The organism is Rhodoferax potami (assembly GCF_032193805.1).
In the GTDB taxonomy this organism is placed as follows: Bacteria; Pseudomonadota; Gammaproteobacteria; order Burkholderiales; family Burkholderiaceae_C; genus Allorhodoferax; species Allorhodoferax potami_A.
On sequence record NZ_JAVBIK010000001.1, the window covers coordinates 1795527 to 1814429 of the forward strand.

Genomic DNA, 18903 nt, shown 5'->3' on the forward strand with positions numbered 1-18903 from the left:
AGGCCTAGAGCAGATAAGCTGCTGTTGCCTCAGGGCGTTGTAATGGCAATAAAAGACGCGGTTACTGCAGTGCCACCGCTCGGAGTGAATGTCAGAACACAATTGTTACTGGCTCCAGACGCAGTGCCAAAAGCGGTGGTGTCAGCGGTGTACTCCGCCGATGGGAAGCTTCCGCCTTGCAAGGTGCCTTTGGCTGCATCGCATGAATTCACAGCCGTTCCAGTTCCGCGGGCGGAGAATGTTGCGTAGTTGATGGCGGAGCCGGAAGAGAGTGCACCCGCCACGCCTTGCACCGATGCCTTACGGGCATCCGCAGACAGATCGACGAACTTTGGGATAGCCACCGCTGCCAAGATTCCCAAGATCACGATCACCATGACCAACTCGATCAATGTGAAGCCGCGCTGTACTTGTTTCATGTTGTCCACCTTCAAAAGAAAAATGTGAATACCAATGCTAGGCCATTCTAGGGGAGGAGCACGGTCTTGTGCCTGAGGATTAGACCGATAGTCCGTGACTTTTCTCAAGATTCCTGAGGGTTTACAAGGCCCAATGGGTGCCAAGCGCCCTCATTCCAAGGGCAAGCCGCCCCACACATAGGCCTGAATCGGCCGCAATTGGTAGGCCGCGGCCGTGCTTTCGACCATAAACCACACGGCTTGCGCGCCTGAGGGGGCGTCCAAACTGTCAGGCTCCAAGGGCTTGTAGCCAATACACCCGCAGCGCTTGTCAAACACCCAACGTCCCGGCGCGACCTCCTGCAGCAGCGCGGCCGGTACTTCACCGGCATAGTTGGCGGCAGGCTGCTGGAGCATCCCGAAAGGATTGGGAACCACACTATTGGCTACCACCGGGTCCCCGGTGCGCTTGCGCTGGGGCAGCATGGATTGGACGTAGTCGAGCACCAGCGCAGTCCGCAAGGCGCCCAGCGTACTTTGCACCGCTGCCCGCTCGGTTTGCGCGCGAACCTGCTGGCCGTAGCGCCACAACACAGCCGTGGCAATGCCAATACACAGGGTCAAGACGCCCCACTCGACCCAGCGGCTGTTCCAACCCACGCGGGCTACCGGAGTTCGGGCAGTGGCCATGGCCTAGCCTCCGCCCTTACCCATGGCGGCTTGCCCCATATTCCACAGTGGCAGAAACACGCCCAGCGCCAGCAACAAGACCAGGGCGCCGATCACCGCCAAGAGCACCGGCTCAATGGCGGCGGACAAGCCCTTGATGTTGTAGTCCGTCTCCCGCTCATACATGCCGGCGATCTCGAACAAAAGGTTATCGAGCTCACCGGTTTCTTCGCCCACATTGATCATTTGCAGCACCACCGGCGTGAAGACTCCTGTGGCGGCTGCGCAACGTGAAATGCTTTCACCCCGCTCAATGCCGTCACGCATCTGCTCAATCCGGGCACCAATGAAGGCGTTATCCACCGTTTGGGCCACGACCGTGAGCGCTTGCACCAAGGGAACGCCACTTTGGCTGCTTAAGGCGAAGCTCCGGGCGAAACGGGCCAGTGTGGCTTTGAGAATGATTTCTCCGATGATGGGGAGCTTGAGCTTGCGCGCATCCCAGTTGTAACGCCCGCCTGGCGTTCGCAAATACGCGCGAACGCCAATCGCGACCACCACCGAGGCCACGATCAGCAGCGGCCACCAATTGAGCATCCAGTTTGAAAACCCGAGCAGGCCCCGGGTGATCAGCGGAAGTTCGGTGTTAAAGCCGGCAAACACCTTGGCAAAGACCGGGATGACAAATATATTCAAGATCACAATGGCCGCGGCCATCGCTAACAACACAAAGGTGGGGTAGCGGGTGGCCTGCTTGATGCGCTCGCGGACATCGCGCTCGAACTCCATGTGCTCATTGAGCCGGAGGAATACCTCGGTGAGCCGGCCGGTCATTTCGCCGACCCGGATCATGGAGATATAGAAGTTTCCAAACAACGCGACATGGCGCCCCAAGGCCACCGAGAGCTCACGCCCCTGGTCCAGACTGGCGCGCACATCCTTGAGCAAGTCGACCATGGCCGGCTTGGAGGCCGAGGCCTCCAGCCCCGCAAAGGCCCGCAGAATCGGCACGCCCGCCTTGTTCAGGGTGTACATCTGGCGCGAAAAAATCAGCACATCATCCACATCCACCGGGCGGGCTGTCAAAAAAGCCAGAGGGTCTTTTTTGTCTTTGGTATCGACTGCCTTGGACACCGCAATGTGCACCGGCGCGACGCCGATGGACATGAGCTGATCCGCCACACCGCCTTCGGTCATGGCCTCCAACTGACCGCTTACGGCTTCGCCCCGGTTATTGCGTCCGCGCCAGTCGTAGATTGCCATGGTCAGCCCAACATGGCCTCATCGCCATCCGAGTCGAACCCGATGCGCAGCGCCTCGGCCAAGGAGGTTTTGCCGCTGCGCACCAGCTCAAGGGCATGGAACGCCATGGTTTGGCCCTTCATGCGCTCGCGCGCCGTCTTCAGAAAAGTAGCAGGGTCGCTCTGCGTGGCAGCGTGGGTCAGGGCGGCATCCATCTCTAAGAGTTCGTAGACGCCCTGGCGCCCTGAATAGCCAGTGCCATTGCACTGCGAGCAACCCAAACCGCGCTTGGGCTTGAGCACTTCACCGGGCTCTAACATGGCCTCCATCCACGACTGCTCTTGCGGCGTGGGGGTGTGCGGTGCCAGACACTCTTGGCAGTTCAGGCGCAGCAAGCGCTGCGCAATGACCGCTTGCAACGACGTGGCCACCATGAAGGCCGGCACGCCCATATCCATCAAGCGAAATGGGGTGCCGATGGCATCCCGGGTGTGCAAGGTGGAGAGCACCAAGTGGCCCGTAATGGCGGCGCGCAAACCAATTTCTGCGGTCTCGGCATCGCGCATTTCCCCGACCAGAATCACATCCGGATCCTGGCGCAGACAAGCCCGCAGCACGCGCGAAAAGGTCAATTCAATCTTGTCGTTGACCTGCACCTGGGTGATCGCTGGCAAGCGGTATTCGACCGGGTCTTCCACCGTGATCACTTTGAGCTCTGCCGCATTGATCTCGGCCAAGGCGGCATAGAGGGTGGTGGTTTTACCGGAGCCTGTGGGTCCGGTCACCAGCACCATGCCGGAGGAGCGGGACAGCACATCGCGAAAACGCTTGAGCATGTCAGCCGGCATACCAATGGTGTCCAGGCGGCGCATACCGGCACCCTGGTTCAACAAGCGCATCACGGCCGACTCGCCGTAGGTGGTGGGCAGCGTGGACAGGCGCACATCGATGGTGTTGTCCTTCAGCCGGACCGAGAAGCGGCCGTCTTGGGGCAAGCGCTTTTCAGAGATGTCCAGCCCCGCCATCAGCTTCAAACGTTGGGCCAGTGCGCCACCAATGCGCTTGTCGGCTTGCGTTTGGGTTTGCAGCACGCCATCGACCCGCACGCGGATTTGCAAAAAGCCTTCTTGCGGTTCGATGTGCACATCGGACGCGCCCACTTGGGTCGCGTCCTCAAACAGCGATTGGAGCAAGCGCACCACCGGCGCGCCTTCTTGGCCCACGCTGGCGGTGAGTTCGCCGAAGTCCACCGCATCGCCGAGGTCTTTTTCCAGTGCGCGGGCCAGACCACTGATCTCTTCGGTGCGTCGGTACAGACGGTCGAAGGCCAAAGCCAAATGGCTCTCGGGCACCGCCGCGATGCCGATGTTGCGCTTGAGAAGGCGAGTGAGCTCGTCGTAAGCAAACAGGTCCAGCGGGTCGGCCAAGGCGACGAGCAAGACATCGCCCTTGTCCTCGAGCACCAGTGCCTTGAAGCGGCGCGCAGCCGCTTCGGGCAGCAGCTTCACCACATCAGCACGGAACGGAAAGGTTTTGAGGTTGACGAAGGGAACACGCAGCTGCCGGGCCAAGCCGTTGGCGAGTAGCTCTTCGGTGATCACGCCCGTCTCGATCAACAAGCGCCCGACCTTTTTGCCGGTCGTGCGCTGCAGGTCAAGGGTTTGCTGCAACTGCTCTTGGGAAATGAGCTTTTGCTGCACCAGCACATCGCCCAAACGCAGCTTCTCCGGGCGGCCCGAGGGCGGCCGCGGAGCGTCCGTCGCACCGGGGGAGGCCGTTGCCATATTCATGCGCTATTCCTTTTGCGGTTTGCAAAAATAATAGCATGGGGCCCCCTTAGGTGTTGCCGGGAAAAGCCCCCGAATTCCGGTCAGAAGCGGCGACCGCCGGGCTGATCCGGTTGCCGTCCAGCGTCACCGCCTGGCCGATGGTCGGGGCGGTGGACTGCTCCACGGTGCGCAGGCTGCCATCTTCCATGCGGACATCCACTTGGTAGATGGTGTCTTTCTTCAAGCGCTTTTCCACGGTGTTGCCCGCCCAGCCGCCACCCAACACGCCGGCGATGGTGGCCAGGGCCTTGCCGTCGCCGCCACCGAACTGGTTACCCACCAAACCACCCAGCACCGCTCCTGCTACCGCACCTGCCCCACTGGGGTTGGCGCTTTCACGCTGGATGGGCGTGACGCCCTCGATAACGCCGCACTGGGTGCAGGCCACCTTGGCGGGCACTTTCGCGGGTGCTTGTGCCGGCGCTTGAGCGATAGCAACCGGGGGCTCAGCTGGCGCCGGTGCAACGACCGGTGTGGCCGGCGCTTTTGCCGCAGGCTGCTGCGCTATGACTTTAGTAGCGCGAGGTGCTTGATTTTCTTGGGCGGAGGTCGGTTTTGACTGCTTTTTCTCTGCATGTACCGAGTTGGATGCGGTATCCGGCGCCACAACAGAAGGCGGAGCCGTTACTACAGGCGTAGCAGCAGCAGGGGTGCTGATGGCCAGCACTTCGATGGGGGCCTCCGGTGCAGCGGTCTTGGTTTGCTGATGCAGCACAACCGCACCCAACGCCAAGGTGCTGACGCTCAGAGCGCCGATGGCACCCCATAGAAATTTATTACCCGTCGCAACAACCGCGGGGTGGGACACAACAGTCGACATACATCTCCTTCGTTCAGACAAACAGGCTGCACTTTGCGGCGCCTGCTCTTCAGCTAACGCTTGACAGGCCCTGAAGGTACACAGCCTGCACGACGGGGAGGTATCTGATTTGTAACGCTGGGTAAAGCTGCGCCGCCACAGCCGCGAAGACTGCGGCAGCGGGCAGCCGTGCGGATTTACAGGTTAGGCGCCAACAAGCGCTCCAGCGCGGCGCGGTCCAATTGGCGGCGTTCGGCCAGGTCGTGCACCTGGTCGTCGCCGATCTTGCCGACGTTGAAGTAAGTGGCATCGGGGTGGCCAATATAGAAGCCACTCACGCTGGCTGCCGGGGTCATGGCCAGGCTCTCAGTCACCGTCATGCCCACCTCATCGCACTGCAGCAGCGCAAACATGTCTTTCTTGGCGCTGTGGTCCGGGCAGGCGGGGTAGCCGGGTGCGGGGCGGATGCCTTGGTACTTTTCGCCGATCAGGTCTTCGTTGCTCAGGGTTTCGCCAGCGGCGTAGCCCCAGAGGTCGGTGCGCACTTTTTTGTGCAGGCATTCGGCGAAGGCTTCAGCCAGGCGATCGGCGATCGACTTGAGCATGATGGCGCTGTAGTCGTCGTGCGCGGCTTCAAAGGCCTCGGCCCGCTTGTCCGCACCGATACCAGCGGTGACGGCGAACATGCCGGCGTAGTCTGCCTTGACGCCCTTGGGGGCTACAAAGTCCGCCAAGCAACGGCTCGGGCGCATGACGCCGTCAATCTCCTGCTTCTCGGTTTGCTGGCGCAGGCCGTACCAGGTCATGGCGACATCCGTGCGGGACTCGTCGGTGTAAAAGGCGATGTCGTCGTCGTTCACGGTGTTGGCCGGGTACAGCGCCACAACCGCGTTGGCGGTTAACCAGCGGCCATCGATGATTTTTTTCAGCAAGGCCTGGCCGTCGGCTAGCACGCGCTGGGCCTGCTCGCCCACCACCTCGTCTTGCAGAATCGCCGGGTAGGGGCCGGCCAGATCCCAGGTTTGGAAGAAGGGGCCCCAGTCGATGTACTGGGCCAGCTCGCTCAGGTCGAAGTTCTTGAACACGCGCCGGCCGATGAACTTGGGCACCGCAGGTTGGTGGGCAGCCCAGTCGATGGGGGTCTTGTTGGCGCGCGCGCGGGCCAGGCTCCACAGCGGCGTCTGCTTTTTGTTGGCGTGCTGCTGGCGCACCCGGTCGTAGTCAGCATTCAATTCCGCAAGGTAGCTGGGCGCCCCTTCGCCCAGCAGGCTTTGGGCCACGCTCACGCTGCGCGAGGCATCGGGCACATAGACCACCGGGCCTTCGTAGTTGGGCGCAATCTTCACCGCGGTGTGCACCCGGCTGCAGGTGGCGCCACCGATCAGCAGCGGAATGTTGCGGCTGCGGAAGTACTCGTCCTTCTGCATTTCACCCGCTACGTATTGCATTTCTTCCAGGCTGGGGGTGATCAGGCCGGAGAGGCCGATGATGTCCGCGCCCTCTTCCTTGGCCTTGGCCAAAATTTCGTGGCAAGGCACCATTACGCCCATGTTCACCACGTCAAAGTTATTGCACTGGAGCACCACGGTGACGATGTTTTTACCGATGTCGTGCACGTCGCCCTTGACTGTGGCAATCACGATCTTGCCCTTGGCTTTGGCTTCGCCACCGGCCTCCACCATGGCGAGCTTTTCGGCCTCGATGTAGGGCAGCAGGTGCGCCACCGCGCTCTTCATGACGCGGGCACTCTTCACCACCTGCGGCAGGAACATCTTGCCTTGGCCGAACAAATCGCCCACCACGTTCATGCCGTCCATGAGCGGGCCTTCGATCACATGCAGCGGGCGGCCGCCCTTGGCCAGAATTTCGCGGTAGGCCTCTTCGGTATCGACCGTGATGAAGTCGGTAATGCCATGCACCAAAGCATGGCTCAGGCGCTGGGCCACCGCCACAGGCGCCTCGGGGGTGCCGCGCCATTCGAGTTTTTTGCTCTCGTCTTTGGCGCCGCTCTTGGCGGTTTCAGCAATCTCCACCAAGCGCTCGCCGGCGTCTTCGCGGCGGTTCAGCACCACGTCTTCCACCCGCTCGCGCAGCGCGGGTTCCAGGTCGTCGTACACGCCGACCATGCCGGCGTTGACGATGCCCATGTCCATACCGGCTTTGATCGCGTGGTACAGGAACACGGTGTGGATGGCCTCGCGCACCGGGTCGTTACCGCGGAAGCTGAACGACACATTGCTCACGCCACCACTCACCTTGGCGCCGGGCAGGTTCTGCTTGATCCAGCGGGTGGCCTCGATAAAGTCCACCGCGTAGTTGTTGTGCTCTTCAATGCCGGTGGCAATGGCAAAGATATTGGGATCGAAGATGATGTCTTCGGGCGGAAAGTCCACCTCGTCCACCAGCACGCGGTAGGCGCGCTCGCAGATCTCGATCTTGCGCGTATAAGTGTCGGCCTGGCCTTTTTCATCAAACGCCATCACCACGGCGGCGGCGCCATAGCGGCGCAACAGCTTGGCTTGGCGCTTGAACTCGTCCAAGCCCTCTTTCATGCTGATGGAGTTCACCACCGCCTTGCCCTGCACGCAGCGCAGGCCCGCTTCGATGACGCTCCACTTGGAGCTGTCGATCATGATGGGGACGCGCGAAATATCGGGCTCGGACGCAATGAGGTTCAGGAAGCGCACCATGGCGGCCTGGCTGTCCAGCATGGCCTCGTCCATGTTGATGTCGATGATCTGCGCGCCGTTTTCCACCTGCTGGCGGGCCACGGCCAAAGCCTCTTCGAACTGGCCGTTCAAGATCATGCGGGCGAATGCCTTGGAGCCGGTCACGTTGGTCCGCTCACCCACGTTCACAAACAAGCTGCTGCTGTCGATGGAGATGGGCTCCAAACCCGAGAGCAGCATGGGCGCTACGGAATTGATAGCTACTGGCGCAGAGGATGCGTGGGCTTGAGGCATAAAAGACCTAAAAATCAAAATTCAGCGGCTTACACCGCAACCCAGGCACCACTGCGCTGGGAGGCAAACAGGGCATCGATGATGCGCATGTTCTGGATGGCGTCTTCCACGCCGTATTGCAAAGGTTGCTCACCGCGAATGGCGAGCGAGAAAGCATCGCCCTCTAGGCTGTACTGGTCGCAGGCGGCAAAGGTTTCCACCACCGCTTCGCGGCCGCCGAGCACCTTGCCATCGTCGACAAAGATGCGGGTTTCATGGCCTTGAGGCGCATTGAACGGGATCTCAATTTCCACACGCTTTTCGGTACCCACCACATGCACACGCTGATAAGGCGTGGTTTGCATGGACACGGTGAAATCCAAGCGGCGGCCATTGCCGAAGTCCAACAAAGCGCTGAAGCTGCGGTCCACACCGAAATCCGGGTCCATGTCCGCCAAGGCCATCACGCGCACCGGCTCTGTGCCAAAAAGGAAGCGACCCGCCACGATGGGGTAGCAACCGATGTCCATGAGCGCGCCGCCGCCCTTGCTGGCATCGTTGCGGATGTTATTTGCACTGCGATTGAAATACGAGAACCACACTTGCACCGCGCGCAGATCACCCAGCGCGCCACTCTGCACCAGCTCGCGGGTGCGCAGCCACTGGGGGTGAAAGCGCACCATGAAGGCTTCCATGATGTGCACCTTGCCCGCCACCTCGCGCAGCTGGGCCGCCTCATTGGCGTTCAAGGCGATCGGCTTTTCACACAACACGTGCTTGCCCGCGCGGGCTGCCGCCAGCGTCAAAGGAACGTGTTGGTCGTTCGGCAAGGGGTTGTAAATGGCCTCGATCGACGGGTCCGCCAGCAGCTCCTCGTAGGAGCCGTAGGCCTTGGGAACACCCAACTTGCCCGCCGCCGCCTGCGCGCTCTCGAAGGAACGCGAGGCAATGGCCTGCACATCACACCACTGGCTGCGTTGCAGCGCAGGGGTGACTTTTTCCATGCCGATCTTGGCAGTGCTGAGCACGCCCCAGCGGACTTTGTTCATGGCTTGTCCTTTTGATCTACCACTGGGTTAAATCTGCACATGCGAATTCGGCCGATTAGCACCTAGGGCGCTTTAGTACATATAAATCAATGACAAACCAACGTGGTTGCCATTGAAGGGTGGATTGGTGATGGAGTAATTGGTCGGTTGCTTGGCAATGGCCTTGCCATCGAAGCGATCCACCACGTAGCGGATAGACACACCAAAGCGACCGTAAGGGTTGGCACCGCGCTGGGTCAGGTACTGCGCCTCTGCCACCAAACCGGTGCTGGCTTCATAGGTCTGGTCAAAGCCTGCGCCAACGCCACTGGTTTCCAGCTTGGTGCTGCTCAGCAAGCGTGCGCCACCACCCAGACGCCAGTTTGCACCTACGTTACGAAACACCAAGAGCTCCACCGGCATGCGGACAAAGGCCAACTCGCCATTGCTAGCGGCAGTGGTTGTTTTTTCGTAGCCCAGGCCCAATGAAATGTCGTAATCAGGAGTCACGGAGTAACTCACACCGCCAGCAAACGCGTTGCCGTTACCTGCCTTGATGCTGAAGCGATTACCGCTGATGTAAGTTCCGCCTGCCACTTCCGAACTGCTTTCGCCAAAATTCTGACCGACCTTGACGAAAAAACTCCAAGGCGAGGATTGGGCTGCAACCCCGTTTGCTACACACGCAATCGCTGCAGCAACCAAAACTTTCTTCATAACAAACTCCCTTTTAAAGAATAGACCCACTCGAAAATCGTTCGCAAGAGCCGGCCCAACCGGATCTCATGCCACCTCTTTATAAAAATACCCTCGCTGCACGCTACGGGTCGCCAAGGGCGACACCGCTTGTGCGATGGCGCCGATGTGGTCCGGGGTGGTGCCGCAGCAACCGCCGACGATGTTGACCAGGCCTTCGGCCGCAAACTCGCGCACCAAGCGGCTGGTGACATCGGGGGTTTCGTCAAAGCCGGTATCGCTCATGGGATTGGGCAGACCGGCGTTGGGGTAGCAGCTGATAAAAGTGTCGGTCGCCACCTTGTTCAGCTCCTGGATGTAGGGGCGCATGAGTGCTGCACCGAGTGCGCAGTTCAGGCCGATGGCGAGCGGCTGGGCATGGCGCACGCTGTGCCAGAAGGCGGTGACCGTCTGGCCGCTCAGGATGCGGCCAGACGCGTCGGTCACCGTGCCGCTGATCAGAATGGGCAGGCGCTCGCCGCTGGCCTCAAAGTACTCATCCACCGCAAACAGCGCAGCTTTGGCGTTCAGCGTGTCAAAAATGGTCTCCACCAGAATCACGTCCGCACCGCCTTCGACCAGCGCCTTGGTCTGGTCGTAGTAGGCGGCTCGCAACTCTTCAAACGTTACGTTGCGGGCACCGGGGTCGTTCACATCAGGGCTGATGCTGGCGGTTTTGGGTGTAGGGCCGAGGGCGCCGCACACAAAGCGGGGTTTGTCGGGCGTGCTGTACTTGTCGCAGGCGGCACGGGCCAGTTGGGCGGAAACCAAGTTCATCTCGATGGCCAGGTCGGCCATGTCGTAATCCGCCTGGGCCACAGTGGTGGCGCCGAAGGTGTTGGTTTCGATCATGTCCGCGCCAGCCGCCAGATAGGCCTCGTGGATGTCGGTGATCACGTCCGGGCGTGTCAGGCTCAGCAACTCGTTGTTGCCTTTGACGTCTTTGGGGAAATCTTTGAACCGGTCGCCCTGACTGCCCGGGCCGGCGTAGCCTTCGCCGCGGTATTGGGCTTCGCCCAGCTTGAAGCGCTGAATCATGGTGCCCATGGCGCCATCCAGAATGGCGATGCGGCTAGCCAGAATGCCGGGGAGCGATTGCGCGCGGGTATAGGTAATGGGCTTCATGGTGCGGCTCACTGTGTGGATTGAAACAAGTGAGCGCAGTTGGAGTCCCCAAGCCTGACCGGTTCCGCCGTGCGGCGGACCCCGGCTGCAGCGCCCCTTGGGTTCACGGATTTTAAACGACAACTGCAGCCCCTCTCTGGCCCCATACCCTCAAGTGCGCATCGCCATGCAGTTTCGGGTCCATGCTGTGCCGCAGCGCTGCCGGCAGGGCCGCGACCATGCCCGACAATAGGGACCGCAGTGCCTCGGAGTGCCACCATCACGCCACACCGCCGGATTTTGTATGTTTTCGAGCGACAGCCCAGGTATTACCTGCGCAAATAGCTCTTATTTTGATAGCAATTTAGTGCCTCACCTGTCCATTCTTCGCGATGTTTTTGGTTACGCGGCCTTCCGCGGGCCTCAGGAATCCATCGTGGAACATGTGATCGCGGGGGGTGACGCGCTGGTGCTCATGCCTACCGGTGGCGGCAAAAGCTTGTGCTACCAGGTGCCAGCCATCGCCCGCCAGCAAGCAGGCTTGGGCGCCACGCTGGTCATTTCCCCCCTGATCGCGCTGATGCACGACCAGGTGGGCGCCCTGCATGAAGCCGGGGTGAGCGCCGCCTTTCTGAACTCCACTCTCAGCAGCGACGAGGCCTACCAAATCGAGCAACAACTGCTGCGCGGCGAAATCACCTTGCTGTACGCGGCCCCGGAGCGTGTCAGCAACGCACGCTTCTTGGCCTTGTTGGATTCGCTCTTTGAGCGCGGCAAGCTGAGCCTGTTTGCGATTGACGAAGCCCACTGTGTGAGCCAGTGGGGTCACGACTTCCGGCCCGACTATCGCAACCTCACGGTGCTGCACGAGCGCTACCCAGGGGTTCCGCGCATCGCTCTGACGGCTACGGCTGACGACTTGACCCGCGCCGACATCCTGGAGCGCTTGCAACTCGAAGAGGCACGCGCATTCGTCAGCAGCTTCGACCGGCCCAACATCCGCTACACGATTGTCGAGAAGAAGGACTCCACCACTCAGTTGCTGCGCTTCATCGAGCGTGAGCACGAGGGAGAGGCCGGCATCGTCTACTGCCAAAGCCGCAAAAAAGTGGAAGACATGGCGCAGACACTAGTGGACGCGGGCATCAAGGCACTGCCCTACCACGCCGGGCTGGACACCAAGGTACGCCAGCTGAACCAGGACCGGTTTTTGCGCGAAGAAGGCATCGTCATGGTGGCCACGATTGCCTTTGGCATGGGCATCGACAAACCGGATGTGCGCTTTGTCGCTCACCGCGACATGCCCAAGAACATCGAGGGCTACTACCAAGAGACCGGCCGCGCCGGGCGAGACGGCCTGCCTGCAGATGCCTGGATGGCCTATGGCCTGCAAGACGTGGTGAACCAGCGCCGCATGATTGACGAAAGCCCGGCCAGCGAAGAGTTCAAGCAGGTCATGCGCGGCAAGCTGGACGCCTTGCTCGGACTGGCAGAAGCCACCGATTGCCGCCGCGTCCGATTACTGGGCTACTTCGGCGAGAAAAGCCTGCCTTGTGGCAACTGCGACAACTGCCTGAACCCGCCCGATGTATGGGATGGCACAGATGCAGCTCGCAAGCTGCTCAGCACCATCTACCGCATCCAGCAAATGAGCGGGGTGAGCTTCGGTGCGGGCCACCTGATGGACATTGTGCGGGGCAAGACGACCGAAAAAGTCACCCAATACGGCCATGAAGCCCTGAGCACCTTCGGAATCGGCAAAGACTTCAGCGAGCTGCAACTGCGTGGCGTGTTGCGCCAGTTGATCGCCATGGGCGCAGTGGCGGTGGATGCGCAGGCTTTCAACACCCTGCAATTGACTGCAGAGTCGCGCGCAGTGCTCAAAGGGGAAGTGGCGGTGATGCTGCGCGAGTCAGTGTCGAGCCCTGCAGAGCGCAAACCGCGCAAGAGTGCCCGCTTGGGGGCAGTGGTCAAAGCGCCGATCAATCTGGACAGCGAAGGCTTGCTCCGCTATTCAGCCCTCAAGGCCTGGCGGGCTGAGGTGGCCCAAGAACACAACCTGCCGGCTTATGTGATTTTTCACGATGCCACGCTGGCAGCAATTGCCCAGCGCGCCCCGCAAACCATTGACGACTTGCAAGGCATTAGTGGCATCGGGGCCAAGAAGCTGGAGGCGTATGCCGACGACGTTTTAAAGGTCGTCGCACTCCAGTAAGCGCCGGTCAATGGCGGTGAAAACCGCTTTCGTAGGCCACGGCGGCGCCGGACAAGGTGTTTTGCAGTCGCTCGATCGCACGTTGGTGACGGGCACCGGTTTCAGCGTCAGCGAGTTTGGCGCGGTGCTGTTGCACAAGCGCTTGGAACTTGGACTTGCACGCGTCGAGTGCGCCGGCGAAATTGAGTGCGATATAGGCGTGGTGTGTGGCATGCGTCTGGCGGTACTCGCCCGACCAGTAGTCAAACAACTGCCACTTGTAGGTTCCTTTTTCCGGCACTTCAATCGTGTTTTTTTGCATATTCGCTGCACGTTAGGTTGCAATGGAGTGCAGTACATGCCCCGGTTTGGTTCCAACGGCCCGGAGTAAGCGCACCCGCTTTGATATATCACGCACGAGATACGGGAGCGGTTGACACAAACTTCAAAAAAGTTTCAAGCGGGTTACGAGGCTGCCGCTCGCACCGGATCGCAGGCTCAGGACATAAAGCCCATGCTGCGGCGTTCACGGACCAGCGGCTTGACCCGGTGCTCTGCCGTGAGCTGCTCCAAAAACTCTTGGGGGCTGATTTCTGTCTCCAAGATCGCCAACTGCTGCTTGACGGCCGCAAAATCGCCCAAACTGAGCTGATCGAGCTGCTTCAGGAGTCCACGTTGAACCGGCGTCAACGCGGACGGCTCGTTCCCGCAGGCCTCTTGAATGAACAAGCGCTCGCGCTGCTCCATGCTCAGGGCCAAAAACTGGATCTTGAACGTAAATCGACGCAAAGCAGCTTCGTCCACCCGATCCATCAAATTGGTGGTGCAAATGAAGACACCACGGTGGCGCTCCATGCCTTGCAGCATTTCATTGACTTCGCTGACCTCGTGGTTGCGTTGCGCTGAGCGCCGGTCCTGCAGAAAGCTGTCTGCCTCGTCCAAGAGCAAAACAGCGGCTTCAGCCTCTGCCTCGCGGAACATGGCGGCCATGTTTTGCTCGGTCTCGCCCACATACTTGCTCATCAGGTCGCTCGCCCGCTTGATGTGCAGCGGGCGGCCCAGCTCCTGCGCAATGTGCTCGGCCAACGCCGTCTTGCCGGTACCCGGGAGTCCATAAAAGCACAGGGTTCCGTGCCCTCGCGCCGCGAGCGCCTGCACGATACGCGGCAACTCAAAGCGACATTCGATATTCAGATAGTCAAGGTCATAACGGCTGAGTGCCTGCGCGCGGCCTGGCGTAACGGGCGGTCGCCCCAAAGCGTGGTCGGCATTCTTCAGCTGGCGGTCGATGAGTGCTTCGAGGCCGGCAACATCCCCTTGCTCCGCGTCCGTTCTGCCCAGGCGCGCGAAACGGGCTGCTGTTCGGATTTGGGCAGGCGTCAGACCCTTGCGGCTGGAGAGCCTCGCGACAAAAGCGTCACTGACCGGCGTCCCCTCCAGGGTTTTGCGAACCACCCCCTCCCGGGCACCGGGGGGTGGGGACTTCAGCTCCAAATGGTAGGCAAAGCGCCTTAAAAAAGCGGGGTCGATCTGCTCAATCCGGTTGGTCACCCAAATGGTGGGTACCGCGTTGGACTCCAAAATCTGGTTGACCCAAGCCTTGCCGCTCACGCTGCCACTGGCCGTGGCGGCGTGCGCGTCTGCACGGGCCAGATAGCTAACGGTTTCCGTAGACAGCGGGGGGAAAACATCCTCCACCTCATCAAACAACAAGGCGGCCTGTGCGCTGCCCTTCAAAAAAACCTGGGCGATTTGCAGGGAGCGGTAGCGGTCACGGCCGCTGAGGGAGTTGCCATCACGGTCTGCATATTCCACCTCAAACAGCTCCAAGCCTGCGTGGTGGGCCATGACCTTGGCGAGTTCCGTCTTACCCGTCCCCGGGGGTCCGTACAGCAAAACGTTCACACCAGGCTCCTGCCGGGCGACGGCATGTTGCAAGACGCGGCACAGCACCGCGGCGTCTTCGGCCACAAAATCAAAGTCCTGCATTCGCAGCTCTGTTTTGCTCGACAGCCGGGTAAAAACCGCCATCAACTCTGCGTGGTCGCGGTATTGCCGCATGAGCACTGGCGGGAGCTTTTCACTGACCTTCATGAGGTCTGCCAGGTCAGTGATGTTGTGCTCCGAGATCAGATTCTCGACCAACCCGATACGCTCCAAGCGGGAGCCGGCGCGCAAGGCCTCGCCCAGCTCTTGGGGGTTGACATGGGCAACATCGGCGATGGCGGCATACGCCTCGGCGGCGTTGTTCACTTTAAACTCCACCAGGATGCTGCGCATGTCCCGTTGATAACGGGCGAGGGTCCCGTACAGCAGCAAGGCCCGCTCGGCCTTGTTGAGCTGCAACAAGCCGGCAAGTGCGTTGATGTTTTTTTCGACAAGGGTGGACTGCTTTTTCAAAGCGCCGTTCAGCCACTCGCCCGTGACGGCCAGCACGGATATCAAGTCTTTCGGCTGGTCCTTCACATATTCATCTAGGAAGAAAAAGAGCGTCGCTTCATCGTAGGGGCCGCACCAAACGCCGTGCCGCTCCAAAAATTCCGTGGCTGACAAAGACTCATGGCCCCGCCAAAGCTCATTGCCCAAGCAGCGTCGCCCCAGAAACTCGCGGAGCCGGCCCAACACAGACACCGGCCACAGCAAGTGGCGGCCAGCCAGACCGACGACTCCATTGAAATCGCGCCGAACATTGAACCCCGCACCCTGCCGGGCCGCCAATGTCAGCACGAAATGGGAGCACATCAAGTCGAGAACAGGCGCGCGCTCCAACCCCGGCGACGGGATCAGGTGCCCACCTTGGGGCATAAACAACGAACGCTTGGTCATCCAACGCCTCCGGCACATGCTTGTGCTGTGACCACGATAACGCAGTCTTTGACAGGTGTGAAGTACCTGTGACAAGACGCTCAGCAGCATAGTTGAGCCAAAACGGGCTGCTGGCGCTAAAATCCGCCCATACCAACGACACCCTGAGGATCGACCATGTCTGCACCCGTTCACTCCGATGACAACCACCCCGCCGATCCGGTGGACGAGGTAGTGCCTTTGATGCCCATCGTGCTACCCATCGTGGGCGCCGTGTTGATGTTTTTATTGGCGTTCATTGCAGTGTCCATGGCCTGACAGGGGCGGACCCGATGGCCTCCGGCATCCAACAAGCGGCTTCGGCCGCTTTTTTATTGGGCATTGCAGCAGGCGTTTCTGCGGCGACGCCACTGGATGGCAAAGCAGCGGTTTGCCCGGCCCTCTGGCAAAAGAACCTGCCCCGCCTGCAAGACGACAGTCCCCAGAATCTGTGCCAATACAGCGGCAAAGTGGCTCTGGTCGTAAACACCGCCAGCTATTGCGGTTTTACCTCGCAGTACCAGGGCCTTGAAAAGGTATACGCCCGCTTTCAGCAGCGCGGCCTTGTGGTGATGGGCTTCCCATCGAACGATTTCGGTCAGCAAGAGCCAGGCAATAGCAAGCAGATTGCAGACCTGTGCTTCAACACCTATGGGGTGAAGTTCCCGATGTTTGCCAAGAGCGTCGTTACAGGCGTGCAGGCGAATCCCCTGTTCAAAGAGCTGGCGGCGCAGACGGGCCAGAGCCCGCGCTGGAACTTTCACAAGTACCTGGTGGACCGGCGCGGCAAAGTGGTGGGCAGCTTCCCCAGTGACACATCCCCGGAAGACCCGAAGCTGATCGCCCAGATTGAAAAGGCATTGACGGCACCCTGAGCCGGTACCGCGATTTCTACAGGGCGAGGACTTCTCGCCTTTTTTTCGGGCCTCATATTTATAGACATAAAGCAATGCGTCTTTTGCATAAAGTTAAGCAGTAATCGCTTTGTAACTTTAGAACGAGTTCATAGAATCAGGCTCCTGATCCAAAGGCTTCAAAGCCAATGCGTCGGACGAAAGCCGGTTTCTCAAAGTTCGTGGCTGAGCGCGTGGCAGCACCTGATTTTGAAAAGACGATTTTCAAACTTAGGAGCTTTTTATGAACGCACCCGTGATGCAGGGCTTGTCCCTCAACACCCCCAGCTACGTCAAAAACCCGGCCTTGGTCGCTTGGGTGGCCGACATGGTGGCTTTGTGCAAACCCAAAGACGTGTACTGGTGCGACGGCTCTGAAGAAGAGTACCAACGCCTGTGCCAACAGTTGGTCGACGCGGGCACCTTCAAAAAACTCAACCCGCTCAAGCGCCCTAACAGTTTCCTCGCCTGCTCCGACCCGACCGACGTGGCCCGCGTGGAAGACCGCACTTACATCTGCGCAGAGAGCAAAGAAAACGCCGGCCCCACCAACAACTGGATGGCCCCTGCAGAGATGCGCAAGATTCTGCAAACCGGTCAGGCCGACGGCACACCCGCCCTGTTTGACGGCTGCATGAAAGGCCGCACCATGTATGTGGTGCCTTTCTCTATGGGCCCCTTGGGCTCGCACATTGCGCACATCGGCATCGAGTTGTCTGACAGCGCCTATGTGGCGGTTAATCAGCGCATCATGACCCGCATGGGCAAGGCGGTGTACGACGTGTTGGGCGTAGACGGCGCTTTCGTGCCCTGCGTGCACACCGTGGGCGCACCTTTGGCGGAAGGCCAGGCCGATGTGAAGTGGCCTTGCAACAAGACCAAGTACATCGTGCACTACCCCGAGACCCGCGAAATCTGGTCTTATGGCTCGGGCTACGGCGGCAATGCTTTGTTGGGCAAAAAGTGCTTTGCACTGCGTATTGCCTCCAACATGGGGCGTGACCAAGGCTGGTTGGCAGAACACATGCTCATCCTGGGCGTGACCAACCCCGAGGGCAAGAAGTACCACGTGGCAGCGGCTTTCCCCAGCGCCTGCGGTAAAACCAACTTCTCGATGCTGGTGCCACCCACTGGCTTTGAAGGCTGGAAGGTCACCACCATCGGTGACGACATCGCCTGGATCAAGCCGAATGCCGACGGCAAGTTGTATGCGATCAACCCCGAAGCAGGTTACTTCGGCGTGGCCCCCGGCACCAACTATCACACCAACCCCAACTGCATGGCCAGCTTGGACAAGAACGTGATTTTCACCAACGTCGCGCTGACCGACGATGGCGACATCTGGTGGGAAGGCATGGAAAAGGACACCGGCGGCCTGCCGGACCACTTGATTGACTGGCAAGGCAAGGACTGGACTCCCGCCATCGCCAAGGAAACCGGCGCCAAAGCGGCCCACCCCAACGCCCGCTTTACGGTCGCAGCCGGCAACAACCCTGCGCTGGACAGTCAGTGGGACGATGCCAACGGTGTAGCGATTGACGCCTTCATCTTCGGTGGCCGCCGCTCTACCACCGTGCCATTGGTCACAGAAGCACGCAACTGGACCGAAGGCGTCTACATGGCCGCGACCATGGGCTCCGAGACCACCGCAGCAGCCACCGGCCAAGCCGGTATCGTGCGCCGCGACCCGTTTGCGATGTTGCCGTTCATGGGCTACAACATGAGCGACTACTTCCAACACTGGCTCAACATCGGCTCCAAGCTGGCCGGTAGTGGTGCCAAGCAGCCCAAGATCTTCACCACCAACTGGTTCCGTAAGGGTGAAGACGGCAAATTCGTCTGGCCCGGCTATGGCGAAAACATGCGCGTTCTGAAATGGATGATCGACCGCCTGGAAGGCAAAGCCGCCGGCGTCGAGACCGGTTTCGGTGTGGCCCCCGCGTATAGCGAAATCAATTGGACCGGACTGGACTTCACGCAAGCACAGTTTGACTCCGTTACCAGCCTGAGCAAAGACGACTGGAAGGCAGAAATCGCCTTGCACACCGAACTGTTCAGCCAGCTGGCCTACCATTTGCCGAAGGAACTCGAAGAGACCAAAACCCAACTGGCCCAGCGTTTAGCTGCCTGAGGGACACACCCAGAGCCGGGCGCGGCGAACACCGCTGCAGCCTGCCACACAACAAAAAAGCCACCTTGCGGTGGCTTTTTTTCGTCACGACCCGT

Annotated in this window: 15 protein-coding genes and 1 riboswitch; of the genes, 4 read left to right on the forward strand and 11 right to left on the reverse strand. The window is 60.3% G+C overall.

Going from position 1 to position 18903, the window contains the following annotated elements:
* Positions 1–29: 29 nt before the first annotated feature.
* From RAE19_RS08590 to RAE19_RS08630, 9 genes are all read right to left on the reverse strand, one after another.
* Entirely contained in the window at positions 30–419 is a 390-nt protein-coding gene (locus tag RAE19_RS08590) for a pilin (protein WP_313874479.1), read from the reverse strand.
* A 150-nt stretch (positions 420–569) separates the two neighbouring features.
* Complete coding sequence (locus RAE19_RS08595) at positions 570–1088, reverse strand: hypothetical protein (protein WP_313874480.1); 519 nt, start codon at positions 1086–1088, stop codon at positions 570–572.
* A 3-nt stretch (positions 1089–1091) separates the two neighbouring features.
* A complete protein-coding gene (locus tag RAE19_RS08600) occupies positions 1092–2330 on the reverse strand; it encodes a type II secretion system F family protein (RefSeq protein WP_313874481.1) in 1239 nt (412 codons plus the stop codon).
* 2 nt (positions 2331–2332) lie between these two features.
* Positions 2333–4099, reverse strand: coding sequence for a GspE/PulE family protein (locus RAE19_RS08605; RefSeq protein ID WP_313874482.1), 1767 nt, complete (start codon positions 4097–4099; stop codon positions 2333–2335).
* 46 nt (positions 4100–4145) lie between these two features.
* Complete coding sequence (locus RAE19_RS08610) at positions 4146–4958, reverse strand: glycine zipper 2TM domain-containing protein (RefSeq protein ID WP_313874483.1); 813 nt, start codon at positions 4956–4958, stop codon at positions 4146–4148.
* Positions 4959–5134: 176 nt separating this feature from the next.
* Positions 5135–7900 carry a methionine synthase gene (metH, locus tag RAE19_RS08615; RefSeq protein ID WP_313874484.1) on the reverse strand — a complete coding sequence of 922 codons (2766 nt, stop codon included), beginning with the start codon at positions 7898–7900 and terminating at the stop codon, positions 5135–5137.
* Positions 7901–7929: 29 nt separating this feature from the next.
* Positions 7930–8928, reverse strand: coding sequence for a Gfo/Idh/MocA family protein (locus RAE19_RS08620; protein WP_313874485.1), 999 nt, complete (start codon positions 8926–8928; stop codon positions 7930–7932).
* Between the two features lie 72 nt (positions 8929–9000).
* The gene (locus RAE19_RS08625; protein WP_313874486.1) at positions 9001–9624 is read right to left on the reverse strand and encodes a hypothetical protein; all 624 of its coding nucleotides are present in this window, start codon (positions 9622–9624) and stop codon (positions 9001–9003) included.
* A 66-nt stretch (positions 9625–9690) separates the two neighbouring features.
* A complete protein-coding gene (locus RAE19_RS08630; protein ID WP_313874487.1) occupies positions 9691–10767 on the reverse strand; it encodes a homocysteine S-methyltransferase family protein in 1077 nt (358 codons plus the stop codon).
* Between the two features lie 24 nt (positions 10768–10791).
* A riboswitch (S-adenosyl-L-homocysteine riboswitch) is annotated at positions 10792–10872 on the reverse strand.
* A 178-nt stretch (positions 10873–11050) separates the two neighbouring features.
* Between RAE19_RS08630 and recQ the strand changes: the two genes are divergently transcribed.
* Positions 11051–12961 (forward strand): DNA helicase RecQ, encoded by a 1911-nt coding sequence (gene recQ, locus RAE19_RS08635; protein ID WP_313874488.1) that lies wholly within the window; start codon positions 11051–11053, stop codon positions 12959–12961.
* Positions 12962–12968: 7 nt separating this feature from the next.
* Here the strand turns inward: recQ and RAE19_RS08640 are convergent, their stop codons facing one another.
* Positions 12969–13262, reverse strand: coding sequence for a hypothetical protein (locus RAE19_RS08640; protein WP_313874489.1), 294 nt, complete (start codon positions 13260–13262; stop codon positions 12969–12971).
* A gap of 176 nt (positions 13263–13438) precedes the next feature.
* A complete protein-coding gene (locus RAE19_RS08645; RefSeq protein WP_313874490.1) occupies positions 13439–15766 on the reverse strand; it encodes an ATP-binding protein in 2328 nt (775 codons plus the stop codon).
* 156 nt (positions 15767–15922) lie between these two features.
* Here RAE19_RS08645 and RAE19_RS08650 point away from each other — a divergent pair, with 156 nt between their 5' ends.
* From RAE19_RS08650 to RAE19_RS08660, 3 genes are all read left to right on the forward strand, one after another.
* On the forward strand, positions 15923–16063 hold the full coding sequence (locus RAE19_RS08650; protein WP_313874491.1) for a hypothetical protein: 141 nt from the start codon (positions 15923–15925) through the stop codon (positions 16061–16063).
* Positions 16064–16077: 14 nt separating this feature from the next.
* Entirely contained in the window at positions 16078–16659 is a 582-nt protein-coding gene (locus RAE19_RS08655; RefSeq protein ID WP_313874492.1) for a glutathione peroxidase, read from the forward strand.
* Between the two features lie 262 nt (positions 16660–16921).
* A complete protein-coding gene (locus RAE19_RS08660; protein ID WP_313874493.1) occupies positions 16922–18808 on the forward strand; it encodes a phosphoenolpyruvate carboxykinase (GTP) in 1887 nt (628 codons plus the stop codon).
* Positions 18809–18903 lie beyond the last annotated feature (95 nt).